Annotated in this window: 16 protein-coding genes and 1 tRNA gene; 7 read left to right on the forward strand and 10 right to left on the reverse strand. The window is 63.7% G+C overall.

Features of this window, described 5'->3' with window-relative positions; translation table 11 throughout:
* Window positions 1–40: 40 nt before the first annotated feature.
* Complete coding sequence (locus U0004_RS20375) at window positions 41–658, reverse strand: OmpW/AlkL family protein (protein WP_034779183.1); 618 nt, start codon at window positions 656–658, stop codon at window positions 41–43.
* A 166-nt stretch (window positions 659–824) separates the two neighbouring features.
* A complete protein-coding gene (locus tag U0004_RS20380; protein WP_070254533.1) occupies window positions 825–1,721 on the reverse strand; it encodes a LysR family transcriptional regulator in 897 nt (298 codons plus the stop codon).
* A gap of 237 nt (window positions 1,722–1,958) precedes the next feature.
* Here U0004_RS20380 and fur point away from each other — a divergent pair, with 237 nt between their 5' ends.
* The 7 genes from fur (at window position 1,959) to U0004_RS20415 (ending at window position 6,672) form a co-directional block, all read left to right on the forward strand.
* Window positions 1,959–2,399: a ferric iron uptake transcriptional regulator gene (gene fur, locus U0004_RS20385; RefSeq protein WP_034756687.1), complete on the forward strand. Its 441-nt coding sequence runs from the start codon at window positions 1,959–1,961 to the stop codon at window positions 2,397–2,399.
* 79 nt (window positions 2,400–2,478) lie between these two features.
* On the forward strand, window positions 2,479–2,844 hold the full coding sequence (locus tag U0004_RS20390; protein ID WP_070254532.1) for a MerR family transcriptional regulator: 366 nt from the start codon (window positions 2,479–2,481) through the stop codon (window positions 2,842–2,844).
* A 59-nt stretch (window positions 2,845–2,903) separates the two neighbouring features.
* Entirely contained in the window at window positions 2,904–3,494 is a 591-nt protein-coding gene (locus U0004_RS20395; RefSeq protein ID WP_070254531.1) for an NAD(P)H-dependent oxidoreductase, read from the forward strand.
* A 172-nt stretch (window positions 3,495–3,666) separates the two neighbouring features.
* On the forward strand, window positions 3,667–4,884 hold the full coding sequence (locus tag U0004_RS20400; protein WP_070254530.1) for a SpoIIE family protein phosphatase: 1,218 nt from the start codon (window positions 3,667–3,669) through the stop codon (window positions 4,882–4,884).
* 65 nt (window positions 4,885–4,949) lie between these two features.
* A complete protein-coding gene (locus U0004_RS20405) occupies window positions 4,950–5,507 on the forward strand; it encodes a SiaB family protein kinase (RefSeq protein ID WP_034756676.1) in 558 nt (185 codons plus the stop codon).
* A 22-nt stretch (window positions 5,508–5,529) separates the two neighbouring features.
* Complete coding sequence (locus tag U0004_RS20410; RefSeq protein WP_034779193.1) at window positions 5,530–5,928, forward strand: DUF1987 domain-containing protein; 399 nt, start codon at window positions 5,530–5,532, stop codon at window positions 5,926–5,928.
* Between the two features lie 3 nt (window positions 5,929–5,931).
* Window positions 5,932–6,672, forward strand: a complete 741-nt coding sequence (locus U0004_RS20415) for a GGDEF domain-containing protein (protein ID WP_070254529.1) — start codon at window positions 5,932–5,934, stop codon at window positions 6,670–6,672.
* A gap of 8 nt (window positions 6,673–6,680) precedes the next feature.
* On the opposite strand, the gene U0004_RS20420 is transcribed toward U0004_RS20415, so the two are convergent.
* The 8 genes from U0004_RS20420 to fdnG all read right to left on the reverse strand — a co-directional run bounded on the left by U0004_RS20420 (window position 6,681) and on the right by fdnG (window position 16,849).
* A complete protein-coding gene (locus U0004_RS20420) occupies window positions 6,681–7,394 on the reverse strand; it encodes a substrate-binding periplasmic protein (protein WP_231958035.1) in 714 nt (237 codons plus the stop codon).
* Window positions 7,395–7,551: 157 nt separating this feature from the next.
* A tRNA-Sec gene (locus U0004_RS20425) sits at window positions 7,552–7,647 on the reverse strand.
* 12 nt (window positions 7,648–7,659) lie between these two features.
* Window positions 7,660–9,615 carry a selenocysteine-specific translation elongation factor gene (gene selB, locus U0004_RS20430; RefSeq protein ID WP_070254527.1) on the reverse strand — a complete coding sequence of 652 codons (1,956 nt, stop codon included), beginning with the start codon at window positions 9,613–9,615 and terminating at the stop codon, window positions 7,660–7,662.
* Window positions 9,612–11,021, reverse strand: coding sequence for an L-seryl-tRNA(Sec) selenium transferase (selA, locus tag U0004_RS20435; RefSeq protein WP_070254526.1), 1,410 nt, complete (start codon window positions 11,019–11,021; stop codon window positions 9,612–9,614). The genes selB and selA overlap by 4 nt, the downstream gene beginning before the upstream one ends.
* Window positions 11,018–12,073: a formate dehydrogenase accessory protein FdhE gene (fdhE, locus tag U0004_RS20440; RefSeq protein WP_070254525.1), complete on the reverse strand. Its 1,056-nt coding sequence runs from the start codon at window positions 12,071–12,073 to the stop codon at window positions 11,018–11,020. Before fdhE ends, selA begins: the two co-directional genes overlap by 4 nt.
* A gap of 109 nt (window positions 12,074–12,182) precedes the next feature.
* Window positions 12,183–12,854: a formate dehydrogenase subunit gamma gene (locus U0004_RS20445; protein ID WP_070254524.1), complete on the reverse strand. Its 672-nt coding sequence runs from the start codon at window positions 12,852–12,854 to the stop codon at window positions 12,183–12,185.
* Window positions 12,841–13,764 (reverse strand): formate dehydrogenase subunit beta, encoded by a 924-nt coding sequence (gene fdxH / locus U0004_RS20450; RefSeq protein WP_034779207.1) that lies wholly within the window; start codon window positions 13,762–13,764, stop codon window positions 12,841–12,843. Before fdxH ends, U0004_RS20445 begins: the two co-directional genes overlap by 14 nt.
* A gap of 13 nt (window positions 13,765–13,777) precedes the next feature.
* Window positions 13,778–16,849 (reverse strand): formate dehydrogenase-N subunit alpha, encoded by a 3,072-nt coding sequence (gene fdnG / locus U0004_RS20455; protein ID WP_092605954.1) that lies wholly within the window; start codon window positions 16,847–16,849, stop codon window positions 13,778–13,780.
* Window positions 16,850–16,852: the final 3 nt, after the last annotated feature.

Consider the following 16,852-nt stretch of genomic DNA (forward strand, 5'->3'; position numbering starts at 1 on the left):
TTTTTATTGTGCGCGCCGCGTGGACGCCGTCATGCCATGCTTAGAAACGGTAACCCACACCGACGCCGATCAGGAGTGGATCCACCTTGACTTCGCTGATCTTGGCGCCACCGGCCAATACGTCGCTGCGGATCTGCACTTTCTTGATGTCGAAGTTCAAGGACCAGTTTTTGTCCAGTTTGTAATCGACACCGGCTTGCAGCGAGAAGCCCCAGCTGTCATGTTCCAGGCGGCCGGCGCCGTTCAGCAATTTCACGTCCGAGATATTCGTGTAGTTCACGCCCGCACCCACGTATGGGCTGAACTGTTTTTCAGGCATGAAGTGGTATTGCAGCGACAGGGTCGGCGGCAAATGCTTGAAGCTGCCGATCTTCGTGCCGGACAAGGTGACGTCATGCTTTTGCGGATACGTCAGGATCAGCTCGGCAGCGATATTTGGCGTGAAGAAGTAGGAAATATCGATTTCAGGAATCGTCTTGCTGCTGACGTGAATCAGGTCGGATGCGCCGACGCCACCAACGGGAGCAGATTTGTTGGCCGGATCGATATGCACGGCGCGCGCACGGACCAGCCATGGGCTTTCCTGTGCCATTGCGTTGCCGGCGAATGCGCCGATGGCGGCCAGGACGATTGCTGCTGCAGTTGCGGACTTTTTCATTTTATTTCCCTCTGTCGTTAATGTCGTTAAGTAACGCTGCGAAGTCTAAGAGTGCAGTGCAACAAAAACTTTGATCCACATCAAATAGTGCTAGATGGCATCATCAGAGGGATTTTTTCCTTTGCCCAGGTCAAGAAAATGCGGCAGCGCAGCGCACGCATACGTATCAATGCACGCCGTCAAACAGGCTGGCGACCCAGTCGGCAAACACACGCACACGGGGCGACAATTGCCGGTGGTGGGGATACAGCACGGACACGGGCAGCGGGTCGGGACGCAAGTCCCGCAGCACTTCCACCAGGTCGCCGTCCGCCAGCGCCCGCTCCAGATGGTAGCGGGGCGCCTGGATCAAGCCCATGCCCGCGCGGCAACAGGCGTGGTATGCGTCCGCACTGTTGACGGACACCGTGCCCGGCAAGGCCACGCTGTGCCGCTGGCCGTCCGCCTTGAAATCGAAGGGCCAGACCTTGCCCGTCTGGGCGGAAAAGAAATTGACGGCGCGGTGGCCATCCAGTTGCGCCAGAGTCTCCGGCGTGCCATGCGCGGCCAGGTAGGCGGGGCTGGCGCACGTCACCTGCTCCAGCAGCGCCACGCGGCGCGCCACCATGGACGAATCGCCCAGCTCGCCCACGCGCAGCACGCAATCGACGCCTTCGCGCACCAGGTCGACGAGGCGGTCGCCCATGCCGATTTCCAGTTCGATCAGCGGATAGCGGGCGCAGAACTGGTCCAGCACGGGCATGACGAAATGCATGGCCAGGGTCGCGTGCAGGTCGATGCGCAGCTTGCCGGCCGGCTGCTGGGCCGCCGAACTGAACACGGCTTCCGTTTCTTCCAGGTCCGCCAGCAGGCGCACGCAGCGCTGGTAATACGCCTCGCCATCGGGCGTGGGCGTCACTTGCCGCGTGGTCCGCTGCAGCAGGCGCACGCGCAGCCGCGCTTCAAGCTGCTTGATCGCATGCGTGACGGTCGCCTTCGGGTAGCCAAGGTCATGCGCCGCCTGGGTGAAACTGCGCAGTTCGACGATGCGGGTAAAAATGCGCATCGCATCAAATCGGTCCATCTTCCTGCCCCATTGTTATTCCTTGCTGCACAGTGTAGCGATATCACCGTTGGTTTTGCAATTGCAACGCAAGATGCGTGCAACGCAATCGACGCTTGCGCCGATGTCACTGGTCTGCCGGCCGGCTAGCCAGCATAATATTTCCACTCCGCACAATACAAATGAGAATAGTAATGATTATCATTTGCGATATAATGCACTACCTCGCTCAAGCGACTACAAAAAGGAATGGGAGACATGGATATATTGAGGGAACTGCGTGAATCGGGCTTGAAAGTAACCATCCCCCGCTTGCGGATTCTGCAGCTGTTTCAAGAAGGCACGATCAAGCACCTGAGTGCGGACGATGTCTACAAACTCTTGCTGGCCGAAAAAATCGACGTGGGCCTGGCCACCATCTACCGCGTGCTGATGCAGTTTGCCGAAGCGGGCATTTTGTTTCGCCGGCACTTCGAATCCGGCCACGCCGTGTTCGAACTGAACGAAGGCCAGCACCACGACCACCTGGTCTGCACGGGCTGCGGCAAGGTCGATGAATTCGTCGACGAAGGCATTGAACTGCGCCAGAACGAGATCGCCGCCGAGCGGGGCTTCGTGCTGCACGAGCACGCGCTGTCACTGTACGGCACCTGCGCCGAGTGCACGGCGAAGAAAGTCCCGCCGCGCAAAGCGTCCTGAGGCAGCGCGCAGCGTAGCGCCTGGCAAGCCACCTGCGCTACACTGCGTGCGCCGCAGCTCAGCTCAACAAAGGACCAGCATGTACATCGGAGAAATCGCCCGCCTGACGGGCACCTCGCCCAAGGCCTTGCGCCACTATGAAGCGCTGGGCTTGCTGGGCGACGTGCGCCGCTCGGGCGCCTACCGCGTCTACACGCAGCAAGACCTGGCGCAAGTGAGGCTGATACGCCAGGCGCAGGCCCTGGGCTTCCGCCTGGCCGAACTGCTGCCCATTCTGGCCGGCGACGATACCGACTGGGCCGCCCTGTCGCAGCACATCGCCGCCAAGCGCGCACAGGTGCGGCAGGATATCGCCCGCCTGCGCCAGCTCGATGCGCAATTGGCCGACATCGACACGGAAATCCGCGACTGCCTGGCGCAGCAGCGTCTGCAAGAGGCCGCTTGACTCTGCCCCCAGGGGCAGGCTTTAGCATGCAAGCTCTTCTTTAACGGACAGCCTGCATCATGACCAAGACGACACCCAAGCGCATTTTGATACTCCTCGGCCACCCGTCGGGCGACAGCTTTTGCGCCGCCCTGGCCGAAGCCTACGCCGCCACGGCCCGCAGCGCAGGCCACACTGTGCGCGAACTGCGCCTGGGCCAGCTGGACTTCGATCCCATTCTGCACGAAGGCTACCGCCAGGTGCAGCCGCTGGAAGCGGACTTGCTGGCGGCGCAGGAAGCCATCAGCTGGGCCGAACACCTGGTGTTCGCCTACCCGATCTGGTGGGGCGGCGCACCGGCCCTGCTGAAGGGCTTTGTCGACCGCGTCTTCCTGCCCGGCTACGCTTTCAAGTACCGGCCCGGCAAGGCTTTCCCGGCGCAACTGCTGAAAGGCCGCACGGCCCAGCTGCTGGTGACGATGGATACGCCGCCCTGGTATTTCCGCTGGGTCTACCGCATGCCCGGCATCCACCAGCTGCGCAAGACGACGCTCGAGTTTTGCGGCGTCCAGCCCGTCAGGGTGGCCAGCTTCGGCCCCATCCTCAACTCCACCGAGCCGCAGCGCGCGCGCTGGCTGGCGCAGGCACAGGTGCTGGCCCGGCGCCTGTAAGTTGCTTGCCATGCAGCCATCTTGCATACGGTTTTGACAAGCTGGTAATCAAGCCGTCATATTCCAAGACTACCATGATGATATTGCCTGTTTGTCAGTCGCCTTGCCGTCGCGACAACAAGGGTCCGATCGTCATGTAAAGGTAGCCGCTGTGGAGTTCAACGCTTCTCGATTGCATCTTCCCCGTTATCGCACGTCCGTGGCGTCCGACCTGTGCATCCCCACGGAATCCGTGCAGGCCGACGCCAGCAACTTCGCCGTGCTGGAATTGTTCACGGAACGGCGCGACATGATGAGCCTGCCCGTCACGGAGCAGCAGAAGCCCATCGGCCTGATCAGCCGCAACATCTTCATGTCGCAGATGTCCAAGCCCTTCTATCACGAGGTGTACGGCAAGAAGAGCTGCATCGCCTTCATGGACAAGGAACCGCTGATCGTCGATGGCGCCATGAGCATCGAAGACCTCACCTTCCGCGCCGTGGAAGCGGGCGAAAAGGCGCTGGCCGACGGCTTCATCATCACTGCCGATGGCGCGCTGGCCGGCGTGGGCTTCGGCTTGCAGCTGATGAACGTGGTGGCCACCATGCAGGCGGAAAAGAACCGGCAAATCATGCACAGCATCGATTACGCCAGCGTGATCCAGCGCGCCCTGCTGCGCACCTCCGATGCGGAATTGCGCGCCACCCTGCCCGACGCGCATCTGGAATGGCAGCCGCGCGACGTCGTCGGCGGCGATTTTTACTTTTTCGAGCGCCACGCGGGCGGCTGGTTCGCCGCCATCGCCGACTGCACCGGCCACGGCGTGCCGGGCGCCTTCATGACCCTGATCGCCTCGTCGGCCCTGAGCCAGGCCTTGCGCGAGCTGGGGCCGCACGATCCGGCCGCCCTGATCGGCGCCGTCAGCCGCGCCATCAAGACCTTGCTGGGCCAGGACGGCGCCAGCAGCGGTGAAGCCACCGGCCACGCCGGCTCGAACGACGGCATGGATTGCGCCTTCCTGTGCTACGACACGGCCAGCGCCAGCCTGCGTTTCGCGGGCGCGAAACTGGCGCTGCATGTGGTCGCGCCGGGCGAAGAGAGCGTGCGCGCCATCGACGGCGCGCGCATGGGCGTGGGCTATGTCGACACGCCAGCCGGCTACTGCTGGCACAACGAGACGCTCGCCATTCCCGCCGGCAGCCTGCTGTTCCTCACCACCGACGGCTTGCTCGACCAGATCGGCGGCGCGCGCGACATCGCCTACGGCAAGCGGCGCATGCGCGAGCAATTGCTGGCGCGGCGCGACGCTTCCGCTGGCGATGTGGCGGCGGCGCTGCTGCAGGACAGCGCCGCATGGCAAGGCAAGCAGCCGCGCCGCGACGACCTGACCTTTTTCTGTTTCCGCCTGTAGTTTTGGCGCCATCGAGCCACCTTATCAACAAGAAACCGGGTCACCGGCTAGCCAGGAGCACGGACGTGCTGTACGAAGAATTCAACGAGTTTTGGGATGTGGCCCGCAAGCGCAACATCATCTTTTTTTACGTGGGCTATTTCTCGCAGCACGTGGTGAATGCCATTTCCGAAACCATCAAGGCGCGCCTCGATACGGCCGGCGCTGCCGGGCCCACGCGGCGGCGCATCTTTTCCTCGTTCATCGAGATGTCGCAAAACATCATGCATTATTCCGCCGACAGCCTGACGCCCGATGCGCAGCTGGACCAGCAGATGCGGCGCGGCTCGTTCTGCATCGGCACGCGCGGCGACAGCTTTTTCCTGCTGTGCGCCAACCCCGTCTCGACGGACAACGTGGCGCAGATCCGCGCCCGGCTGGAGCCGCTGCACACCATGACGATGGAGGAAATCCGCCTGGCGTATAAAAAGGCCCTGCGCGAGGAAGCGCCCGCCGACAGCAAGGGCGCGGGCCTGGGTTTCCTCACCATGGCGCGCGACGCCAGCGAGCCGCTGGAATTCGAATTCGTCCAGGATCCCCAGGAACCGGGCCACACCATCTTCTGCATCAAAGCCATCATTTGAAAGAGCCGACTCAGGAAAGCATATGCAATTACCGTCACCACTGTTCATCGCCGCGACCCCGAGTTCGCCCGAAATCGACTTCCGTTTCGAGCAGCACACCCTGTCGATCAAGGGCGAGTCGTACCCGGAAAACGCGGCCGCCTTCTATGGCCCGCTGATCGCCGCCGTGCGCGCCTACCTGGAAGGCTGCCGCGAAGCAGCCATCACCGTCAACGTCTCGCTGGCCTACTTCAACAGCTCCAGCACGAAGATGCTGTTTACCCTGTTCGACACCCTGAACCAGGCGGCCGTGGACGGCAACCAGGTGCGCCTGAACTGGTATCACGACGAGGACGACGACACCATCCTGGAATTCGGCCAGGAGCTGCAGCAGGACTTCACTGCGCTGGACTTCCGCGACCATCCCGTGCAGGGCAGTTAGGACATGCGCGCCGCCATCTCCGAGTCCGGACTGGAGCCCGACCTGTTCACCGTGGAAGCGGCGGCGCTGGCTGCCGCGCGCCGCATGCATGCCAACGCCAGCGCGTCGAGCGCGGAACAGCGGCGCGTGCTCGGTGAACTGATCAATCACTACGAGCGGCTGATGCGCGAGACGCGGCGCCTGATCGGCCGCAGCGACCGCGCCGAGCGCGACATGCATCTGCTGAACCGGCAATTGCAAACCCTGGCCGGCCAACTCGAATACCGCGCCACGCACGACCCGCTGACGGGCGCCCTGAATCGCGGCGCCGTGATCGACCACGCCTCGCGCTGCCTGGCGCAGGGCGACATGGCGCTGATCGTGCTCGACATCGACCTGTTCAAGCAGGTCAACGACGATTTCGGCCACCCTGCCGGCGATGGCGTGATCCAGGCCGTGGTCGACTGCCTGAAAGGATTGCTGGGACAGGAGACGGCCATCGGCCGGGTCGGCGGCGAAGAGTTTTCCGTGGTCTGGCCCACCTCCTCGCGCGACGACGCGGCGCAAGTGGCGCAGCGCATCTGCGAGACTGTCGGCCGCCAGCGCCATGCCGCGCCCATCACGCGCGCCATCACCATCAGCGTGGGCCTGAGCTGGAACCGCGCCGGCACGGCATTTGAAACGGCCTACAGCCACGCGGACCAGGCCCTGTACCAGGCCAAACGCGAAGGACGCAATTGCGTGCGCCAGTGGCTGGAAAGCTGAAGCGGCCCTTAGCGGATATGTTCGCGCGCCATGCTGCCGTCGCGGCGCATGGCCGCCGCCGCCCGCTGCATGGCCAATGCCTGCGTCTCGGGCAATTGCTTGTTGCAGGCGAGGTAAGTCTGCACCCGGTTGAAGGTCAGCAGCGGCACCACCTTGTCCTCCCACTCCTTGCCGGCAAACGGCTTGCTGCCCACCGCCATGCCGACGGCCCACAAGTCGATGCGTCCGAGCAGCAGCTTTTGCGGATTGAGCCACTCCTGCGTCACGGGCGCCACGTTCAGGCCGCGCTGGCGCAGGTAATCGTCGCGCGCGTCGCCGAGCACCGTGCCGATTACCAGGCCGCGCGCATCGGCCAGCGTGCGCAACGCCAGGTGCCGTTCGGCCAGGCCGTAGAGTATCCATTCCGCTTCGTTGAGGGGACCGATCCAGCGAAATTGCGCTTCGCGCTCCTGCGTGCGGCTGGTGGAAAAGATGCAGGTATCACGCTCGCGCAGCGCCTGCGCATACGCGCGCTTCCACGGCAGCAGCTCGATGCTGTAGGAAAGGCCGGCGCGCGCCATGATGTCGCGCACCTTGAGCGTTTCACGTCCCACGACGACATTGCCTTCCATCATGCTCGACGGCGGCAAATGCTCGCCGACGATGCGCACGTCCGCCGCCGCGGCCAGCGCCGGCATCAGCAGCGCCACTGCCAGCAGCCGTGCCATGCTTGCTTGTTTCATGCTTGCTTTCATCTGCCACAGGGGATACAAGCCGATGTTACCATCGGCTCACCCTGGCATTGCCGGATATTGTCAATTTCGGGACATACTTTCCACAACGTGGCAACAGGCCAACGCCAGCGGATGATGATGCAAGGGAGGAGGAGAGAGAAATGATTGGCGGAAAACAGTAGGAGTCGAACCTACGGGAGAACGTCTGACGCCCTCCACCGGGTTTGAAGCCCGGCCACATCACCGGATGAGTGTGCTTTCCGCGGTACCTGAGCTAGCTCTTGGGCAAGGCTGTGGTGTAGGACCACAACGCTTGCGGGCGTAATAGATGCCCATTGCCAACACGGCGAGTATAACCGACGCGGTCAAAAAATTCCAAAACCTGGATCGCCCGCTTGCGGCCCAGGCCGCTGGCGTCGCGGAAGGTGGCCGCGCCCACGGCGCCATTACCGGCCGGCAAGCCTGCATCCCCTTCCTCCTTGTGCGCCAGTTCCCGCACCAGCTGCGCCAGCTCGGCCAGCGCCGTCTGGTGATAAAACAGGTCGTGCACGACCTGGCTGATCTGCCCTGCCTTGGCAAGTTTGCGCAACAGCCGGCGCGTTTCATCCTCGGCCAGGCCGAAGCCGCGCGCCAGGTCGCGCGTCCATGGGGGATCGGATCGTCCCTGCTCCAGGGCGGCCAGCAAGGGCTCGGCCACCGCCTGCTCCTGCGGCGTCAGTTCCACGCTGTGCGTCGGCAAGTGCAGGCTGGCGCCGCGCGCCAGTACCTCGCCGCGCGCCAGCAAGCCTTCGACCAGGTGGCTCCACAAGACGTCTTCCATCTCCGCGTCGACGATGCGTTTCAAACGCCACAGTTCCGGCCCCGCCTCGTCGGGGGCGCGCGCGTGGAAGGTTTCCAATGCCGCCAGCACCCGCCCTTCCAGCGCCAGCAACGCCGGTGGCGCCACCAGCAGGGCGTCGCCACCGCGCAGGGCGATACGCCGCGTGTCGGGCGGCAGCGCCAGGGCGTCCGCCGGCAACAAGGACAGGCGCACCAGCAACGATTCGCGCAAGCCCAGCGGGCCTTGCGCCAGCAGGGCCGCATAGTCGCCGTGCGCGACAAACGCGGCCAGCGCATCGAGCCAGGCCAGCCTGGCCGGGCTGCGCCGCTTACGCGCAGGCCCGAACGGATCGAGTACCATGCCGCCGCCCACCGTTTGCGTCGCCTGCGCGTTGCGCACGACGAAACGGTCGCCCGGCACGCCGTGCATGGGAGACTCGAATACCAGTTGTACCCTGCCCGTCTGTCCCGGCGACAGGGTTTCGCCATCGAGCATGACGGCGCGCGCCAGCTGGTGCGCCGCGCCCAGGTGCACGTGCAGCGGCGACCAGGCTTTCAGGTGTACTCCCGCGTCGGGCAGCAGGGTCAGTTCCACGTCGAGGCGCTCGGCACACTGCGCCAGCTCGGGCGCGACGATCCAGTTGCCCCGCTCGATGCGCTCGCGGTCGATGCCTGCCAGGTTCAGCGCCAATCTCTGGCCCGCCATGCCCGTCCCGGCTGCGCGGTTCTGCGCATGGATGCTGCGCACCCGCGCTTGCGCGCCACCGGGCGCCAGTTGCAGCATGTCGCCCACTTGCACCCGTCCCGCCAGCGCCGTGCCGGTGACGATGGTGCCCTGCCCCGACAAGGTGAACACCCGGTCCACGCCGAGGCGGAACAAGCGCCGTTCGTCACGCTGCGGCAGGCTGCGCGCCGCTTGCGTCAGATGCGCTAGCAAAGCGGCCACGCCGGCATCATTGTCGCGATTGGCGGCCGTGGGGAAAATCGGGCTGCCCGCCAGCGGCGTGCCGGCCAGCAGCACTTCGATATCCGCTTCCACCTGCGCCACGCGGGCGCCATCGGCGCGGTCGATCTTGGTCAGCGCCACGGCGCCCTGCGTCACGCCCAGCAGCTGCAAGATGGCCAGATGCTCGTGCGTCTGCGGCATGACGCCATCGTCGGCGGCCACCACCAGCAGGGCGAAGTCGATGCCCGTCACGCCGGAGGCCATGGTGCGGATGAATTTTTCGTGGCCAGGCACGTCGATCACGCCCAGCACCGTGCCGTCCGCCAGCGGCAGATAGGCGTAACCGAGTTCTATCGAAATGCCGCGCGCCTGCTCTTCCTTCAGGCGGTCCGTGTGCACGCCCGTCAGCGCGCGCGTCAGCGTCGTCTTGCCATGGTCGATATGGCCTGCGGTGCCGACGATCATGCGGACAACCCGGCAAGCTGCGCGATGAAGGTCGTCACGTGCGCCGCTTCCAGGCAGCGCAAGTCGAGCCATAGCGTATCTTGCCCGATGCGCCCGATCACGGGGCACGGCAAGGCGCGCAAACGCTGCTCCAGCACGCCCAATGGATTGCTCAGGCGCGAACCGGGCGCGCTGCGGATGGCCAGGCCAAAGCTGGGCAGCTGGTCGACGGGCAAGGCGCCGCTGCCGATCTGGCTTTTCATGGCTTCGGCGGTAACCATATAGGTGGCGCCGAGTACGCTTTGCAACAGCGGCAGCAGGGTTTGCGCCTGCGCGCGCATGACGGCGGCGGGACGCGTCAAGAGGCGCAAGGTGGTCAGGCGTTCGGCCAGCAAGTCCGGCGCGCGATACAGCTGCAGCACGGGTTCCAAGGCGGCCAGCGTCAGCTTGCCGACCCGCAGCGCGCGTTTCAAGGGGTTCCGCTTGATCTTTGCGATCAGGTCGGCGCGACCGACGATCACGCCGCATTGGGGGCCACCGAGCAGCTTGTCGCCGCTGAAGGTGACCAGGTCGGCCCCCGCTGCTATGGTTTCGCGCACCGTCGTTTCATGCGGCAGGCCGTATTGCGCCAGGTCGACCAGGGTCCCGCTGCCCAGGTCCACGGCGGTCGGCACATGGTGTTTTGCCGCCAGCGGCACCAGTTCGTCGAGCTCCACGCTCTTGGTAAAGCCGGTGATCGCGTAATTGCTGCAATGGACCTTCATCAACAGGGCCGTGTCGTCATTCACGCCATTCGCATAGTCGGCCAGGTGCGTGCGGTTGGTGCTGCCCACTTCGCGCAGCACGGCGCCGGCGCGCGTCATGACGTCGGGGATGCGGAAGGCGCCGCCGATTTCCACGAGTTCGCCGCGCGAGACGATGACTTCCCTGTTCTGCGCCAGGGTGTTCAGCATCAGCAGCACGGCGGCCGCATTGTTGTTGACGACGGTGGCCGCTTCGGCCCCCGTCAATTCGCGCAACAGTTCCTCGACGAGGTCGTCGCGGTCGCCGCGCTTGCCCGTTTCCAGGTCGAATTCCAGGTTCATCGGCCACTGCAACGCTTCCACCACGGCTTGCACGGCGGCGTCGGGCAGCAGCGCGCGGCCCAGGTTCGTGTGCAGCACGGTGCCCGTCAGGTTGAACACGGCGCGCAGTTGCGAACGCGATTGCGATTGCAGCCGTTCTTCCATGTGCGCGGCGATGGCGGCAATCGACGCGCCCTCTTCGCACACGGCACCCGCCAGCATGGCGGTGCGCAGTTCGGCCAGCACGGCGCGCGCACAGGCCAGCGTTTGCACGCGGCCATGGTGCGCAATCAGGGCCAGGCAAGCCGTGTCTCCCAGGATGCGGTCTACCGATGGCAGGCGCACGGTTTGCCCCGTCGTCATGACTGCTGGCCCTCGCTGCTGTCGCTCTTCCCCAGCCACAGCAGCGGATTGCCGCTGGCGCGCTGGTAGCCCGCTTCGCCCACCAGCAGGTCGAGCATCAGGCTGGCAAGGTCGTCGGCCAGCGGTTCGACGTTGTAATCGTGTTCCTGGTTGAAGACCTTGCGGTAGGTGTGGCAGTCGTCGCAGGTTTCCGCGCGCGCCACCTTCTTCGGATCGTTCGCCTTGTTGGGCAATTTGTCGTCCTTTGCCGTCACGGGGTCGAACGGCGCGGCGTCGGCAGCGTCCAGGCCCTGGTAGGCGATCTTGCCATTCTGTTCGCAGGTCGAGCACTTCACGCGCACCATATGCCATTCGCTTTCGCAGATGCCGCAGTGCAGGTAGCGGTAGCCCTGCGACCCGCCGCCGATGCGGATCACGCTGGCGACGGGGTGCGAACCGCAGACGGGGCACAGGGTGCCCGTTTCCAGGTCCGGCACGCGCGCGGCGCGCAATTCGCTGGCCGACACCGACCATAAAATTTGCAGGGCGGCCGCGACGAACGGCGCATGCATGGGATTGAGGTTGTCGCCGTTTTCATCGAGCACGGCATCGGCGCAGGCGTCCAGCGCAGAGGCATCGAGCGCGCGCAGCTGGGCCAGCACCTGCGTCAGGCCGCCGGACAATGCCGGCTGGCTTGTCGCCGTGGCGGCCAGTTCATCGAGCAGGCTGGCAAAGATGTCGCGCCAGACGGGCGGACGGGCGCCGCTGACGGGCAGCACGGGCATGCGGTGCTGGATGGCGCGGCGCAGCGCGTCCGGGTCGGCGGCCGGCACGGCGCCGGGCGCCAGTTTTCCCACCACGGCGGCCTGCGCATCGGCCAGCGCGGCCATCAGCACCAGGTAGCCCTGCATGCCCGCATCGACGGGAATGCCCTTGATTTTTCCCTGCGCCAGTTCGCGCAAGCGCAAGGCGCGCGCCTTGAACAGGCTGTCAGGCTGCGGCAGCAGCAGGCGCGGAATCGCGTTGTGGTCCAGGCCTTCGATTTCGCCTGGCTGAAGAATGCGTTGTACCAATGGAGTTTCCCATCAAAAAAGGGGCTGTAAAGTATTCTAATCGATAAAAAGAAAGGGGTCAGTCCTGGGACTGACCCCGGGTAATGCCGGTGTCATCAATATCAAGAACTTAGTCTTTTGTATTGCGAATGACAGCCTCAAACCACTTCGGATGGTGCTTGCGCGCCCAGCCGTAGGTGACGGTGCCGCGCACCATGGCGCCGATCGAACCCTTGACCCACAGTGCCGCATAGATGTGCACGATGATGGAGCAGATGATGCCAAACGCGCACACGGCATGCAGCAAGGCGGCCGCGCGGATGACGGGAATCGGGAAATAGAACGCAAAGTACGCGCGCCAGATCACGATGCCCGACAGCAGCAAGCCCACCATGCAAGCGAGCAGCACGAAGAACAGGATCTTCTGGCCGGCATTGTATTTGCCGATCTTCGGAAGCTTTTCTTCGCGGTTGTTGAGCACGTCGTCCATCTGTTTCAGCCACTGCTTGTCGCCGTCCTCGAACTTGTTGTGGTGCCAGAAGCGCACCACGAGGATCGCGAACGAGACAAACATCACCAGGCCGGCAAACGGATGCAGGATGCGCGTCCATTGCCCGCCGCCGAACAGGTTCGCCAGCCACGCCATCGAGGGATGGAACATGGCCAGGCCGGACAGCGCCAGCATGACGAAGGTGATGGCGGTCACCCAGTGATTCGTGCGCTCGTTCGGGTCGTAGCGCTGGATCAGCGGGTTGCCATCCTTGTCGCGCAGCTTTCTATCATGCAGATCACTGTGGCTCATGGTCTTCCTCCCGGATGCGCTTGGCCTCTTCCAGCGCCTCGTGCTCTTCGTCCTTGCTCACTTCGTTCGGACCGACACGCGTGTAATGGAAGAAGCCTGCCAGGGCCGTGGCGGCCATGCCGGCCACCGCGAGCGGCTTGGACCAGCCCTTCCAGAAGCCCACCATCGGGCTGATGCGCGGACGTTCCGGCAAGTTCGAATACAGCTTCGGCTTGTCCGCATGGTGCAGCACGTACATCACGTGCGTGCCGCCCACGCCCAGCGGATCGTACAGGCCCGCATTTTCGAAACCGCGCGACTTCAGGTCGACGATGCGCTCTTCCGCATGCACCTTCATGTCTTCCTTGGTGCCGAAAACGATGGCGCCCGTCGGGCAGGTTTTCACGCAAGCCGGTTCCTGGCCCACGGCCACGCGGTCCGAGCAGAGCGTGCACTTGTAGGCGCGGTCGTCCTTTTTCGAAATGCGGGGCACGTCGAAAGGACAGCCGGCCACGCAGTAGCCGCAGCCGATGCAGTTTTCCTGGTGGAAATCGACGATGCCGTTCGTGTACTGCACGATGGCGCCCGGCGCCGGACAGGCTTTCAGACAGCCCGGGTCCTCGCAGTGCATGCAGCCATCCTTGCGGATCAGCCACTCGAGGTTGCCGTCGTTGTTTTCGTGTTCGGCAAAACGCATCACCGTCCACGATTGCGGCGTCAGGTCCGTCGGATTGTCATAGGTGCCATGGTTTTCGCCGACTTCATCGCGCAAGTCGTTCCATTCCATGCACGCCGTCTGGCAAGCCTTGCAGCCGATGCATTTCGACACATCGATCAGCTTGGCCACGGTGCCCGTCACCGGGCTGCGCGCTTGCGGCGGCGTTACCGTGGTAGCCGACAGGCGCCGGATATCTAAGGATTGCAGTGCCATTATTGAGCTCCCATCATGCTTTTTCCACCTTCACGAGGAAGGACTTGAATTCCGGCGTTTGCGAATTCGCATCCCCCACGCCCGGCGTCAAGGTATTGATCAGATACCCCGGCTTGGCCACGCCCGTAAAGCCCCAGTGCAGCGGCAGGCCCACGGTATGCACCGGCTTGCCCTCGATCATCAAAGCCTTGATGCGCTTGGTGACGACGGCCTTGGCGATGATGTGTCCCCGCTTGGAACTGACGCGCACTTCACCGCCGGCAACGACGCCGATGCTCTTGGCCAGTTCTTCGCCGATTTCAACGAATTGCTGCGGCTGGATGATGGCATTCAGGCGTGCATGCTTGGTCCAGTAATGGAAATGCTCGGTCAGGCGGTAGCTGGTGGCCACATGCGGGTATTCCTCGTGCGTGCCGAACATTTTCCGGTCATCGGCGAACACGCGCGCGGCCGGATTGCTGGTCGCCTGCGGGTTTTTCGGATGCATGGGGTTGTAGCCCAGCGGATTTTCGAACGGCTCGTAATGCTCGGGGAACGGCCCTTCGGCCATGGCGCCACGCGCAAAGAAGCGCGCCACGCCCTCGCCCAGCATGATGAACGGGCCCATGCCGTTTTCCGGCGGTTCGTCGACCTTGAAGTCGGGAATATCGGCCCCGCTCCAGTTCGTGCCATTCCACTCGATGAGCTTGCGGGTCGGATCGAAAGGCTTGCCCTTCAAGTCGCACGAGGCGCGGTTGTACAGCACGCGGCGGTTCGCCGGCCAGGCCCAGGCCCAGCCCAACGTCTGGCCGATGCCGGTCGGGTCGCTATTGTCGCGCCGTCCCATCTGATTGCCCGCCTGCGTCCAGCTGCCGGCGAAGATCCAGCAACCGCTGGTGGTCGTGCCATCGTCGCGCAATTGCGCGAACGAAGCCAGCTGCTCGCCCTTTTTCACCAGCAGCTTGGTCGCGTCCTTCGGATCGTACAGGTCGGCCAGCGCACGGCCGTTGAATTCGCGGGCGATTTCTTCCGGCTGCGGATTATGCGGCTGCGCATAATTCCACGTCAGGTTGACGATAGGATCGGGGAACTTGCCGCCCTCCTTCTGGTACATGCTGCGCATGCGCAGGAACAGGCCGGACATGATCTCCAGGTCGCTGCGCGCCTGGCCCGGCGGTTCGGCCGCCTGCCAGTGCCATTGCAGCACGCGCGAAGAGCTCACCAGCGAACCGCGCTCTTCGGCAAAGCAGCTGGTCGGCAGGCGGAACACTTCCGTCATGATCTTGGTGGGATCGACTTCGTGATACTGCCCGTGCGCCTTCCAGAATTCGCCCGTTTCCACGGCCAGCGGATCCATGATGACGAGGAACTTCAGCTTCGACAGCGCTTCCGTGACCTTCTGCTTGTTCGGCGCGGACGCCAGCACATTGAAGCCCTGGCAGATATAGCCCGTCATCTTGCCTTGGTGCATGTTCTCGATGGCTTGCATCAAGTCATACGGCTTGTCGAGTTTCGGCAGGTAGTCGAAGGCGTAGTTATTTTCCGCCGTGGCAAAGTCGCCCCACCACGTCTTCATGAAACTGACGTGGAATTTGCGGTAATTGCTCCAGTAGCTGAGCTGGTTCGGCCGCAGCGGCTTGGTGGCGCGCGCGGCGATGTAGGCGTCGAAATCCTGCTCGCCCTCGTTGGGCAGGGTCATGTAACCTGGCAACAGGTTCGACATCAGGCCCAGATCGGTCAAGCCCTGGATGTTCGAGTGGCCGCGCAAGGCGTTCATGCCGCCGCCGGCGATCCCCATATTACCCAGCAACAGCTGCACCATGGCGCCCGTGCGGATGGTTTGCGCGCCCGTCGAGTGGTGCGTCCAGCCCAGCGCGTACAGGATGGTGCCGGCGCGTCCCGGCACGGCGGTCGAAGCCAACGCCTCCGCCACCTTGTGGAACTTGTCGGCCGACACGCCGCACGTGCGTTCGACCATCTCGGTCGTGTAGCGCGCGTAGTGCTTCTTCATCATCTGGTAGACGCAGCGCGGGTGTTCCAGGGTCGGGTCGACCTTGGCATAGCCGTCGTCGCCGATCTCGTAATCCCAGGTGGCCTTGTCCGTGTACTTGCCTTTTTCCTTGTCGAAACCCGAGAACAGGCCATCCTCGAACGCATAGTCTTCGCGCACGATGAAAGGCATGTCCGTGTAGTTGCGCACGTACTCATGCTGGATCTTGTCGTTCGTCAGCAGGTAATTGATGATCGCGCCGAGGAAGACGATGTCCGTGCCGGTACGCGTGGCGCAGTAGTAATCTGCCACGGATGCGGTACGGGTAAAGCGCGGATCGACAACGATCAGCTTGGCCTTGTTATGCGCCTTCGCTTCCGTTACCCATTTGAATCCGCAAGGATGTGCTTCTGCTGCATTGCCGCCCATGACCAGGATCACGTCGGCATTCTTGATATCGACCCAATGATTCGTCATCGCGCCACGGCCAAACGTCGGGGCAAGACCTGCCACCGTCGGTCCGTGTCATACACGCGCCTGATTATCAAAGGTCAGCATCCCCATGCTGCGCACTGTCTTGTGGGTCAGATACCCCACCTCGTTGCTGCCGGCGGACGCGGCAAGCATGCCGGTGGAGAGCCAGCGGTTGACGGTCTTGCCGTCGGCATTCTTTTCGATCAGGTTGGCATCGCGGTCATCCTTCATCAGGCGCGCGATCTTGTCGAGCGCCACATCCCAGGAGATCGGTTGCCATTCCGTGCCGCCCGGTGCGCGGTATTCGGGCACTTTCAGGCGGTTCGGACTGTGGATGAAGTCGACCAGGCTGGCGCCTTTCGGGCACAAGGTGCCGCGGTTCACCGGGTGATCGGCATCGCCTTCCACGTGGATGATGCTGGAAACGGCATTTTTCGCGCCGTCGCCCAGCCCATACAGCAGGACGCCGCATCCTACCGAACAGTAGGGACAGGTATTGCGTGTCTCGGTCGTGCGAGACAGCTTGTATTGCCGCACTTCCGCCATCGCCTGGCCCGGTGCGAAACCGAGCAGGGCGAGGCTGGAACCAGCAATGGTCGCGCCAGTTACCCGAAGGAACTGGCGCCTGGACATCTGAACCATATT

This window comes from Janthinobacterium lividum, assembly GCF_034424625.1.
Taxonomy (GTDB): Bacteria; Pseudomonadota; Gammaproteobacteria; order Burkholderiales; family Burkholderiaceae_D; genus Janthinobacterium; species Janthinobacterium lividum.

Coding starts and splice junctions, on each gene's coding strand:
- U0004_RS20375 (WP_034779183.1), bottom strand. CDS start 658: ATGAAAAAGTCCGCAACTGCAGCAGCAATCGTCCTGGCCGCCATCGGC.
- U0004_RS20380 (WP_070254533.1), bottom strand. CDS start 1,721: ATGGACCGATTTGATGCGATGCGCATTTTTACCCGCATCGTCGAACTG.
- fur (WP_034756687.1), top strand. CDS start 1,959: ATGGATATATTGAGGGAACTGCGTGAATCGGGCTTGAAAGTAACCATC.
- U0004_RS20390 (WP_070254532.1), top strand. CDS start 2,479: ATGTACATCGGAGAAATCGCCCGCCTGACGGGCACCTCGCCCAAGGCC.
- U0004_RS20395 (WP_070254531.1), top strand. CDS start 2,904: ATGACCAAGACGACACCCAAGCGCATTTTGATACTCCTCGGCCACCCG.
- U0004_RS20410 (WP_034779193.1), top strand. CDS start 5,530: ATGCAATTACCGTCACCACTGTTCATCGCCGCGACCCCGAGTTCGCCC.
- U0004_RS20415 (WP_070254529.1), top strand. CDS start 5,932: ATGCGCGCCGCCATCTCCGAGTCCGGACTGGAGCCCGACCTGTTCACC.
- U0004_RS20420 (WP_231958035.1), bottom strand. CDS start 7,394: ATGAAACAAGCAAGCATGGCACGGCTGCTGGCAGTGGCGCTGCTGATG.
- selB (WP_070254527.1), bottom strand. CDS start 9,615: ATGATCGTCGGCACCGCAGGCCATATCGACCATGGCAAGACGACGCTG.
- selA (WP_070254526.1), bottom strand. CDS start 11,021: ATGACGACGGGGCAAACCGTGCGCCTGCCATCGGTAGACCGCATCCTG.
- U0004_RS20445 (WP_070254524.1), bottom strand. CDS start 12,854: ATGAGCCACAGTGATCTGCATGATAGAAAGCTGCGCGACAAGGATGGC.
- fdxH (WP_034779207.1), bottom strand. CDS start 13,764: ATGGCACTGCAATCCTTAGATATCCGGCGCCTGTCGGCTACCACGGTA.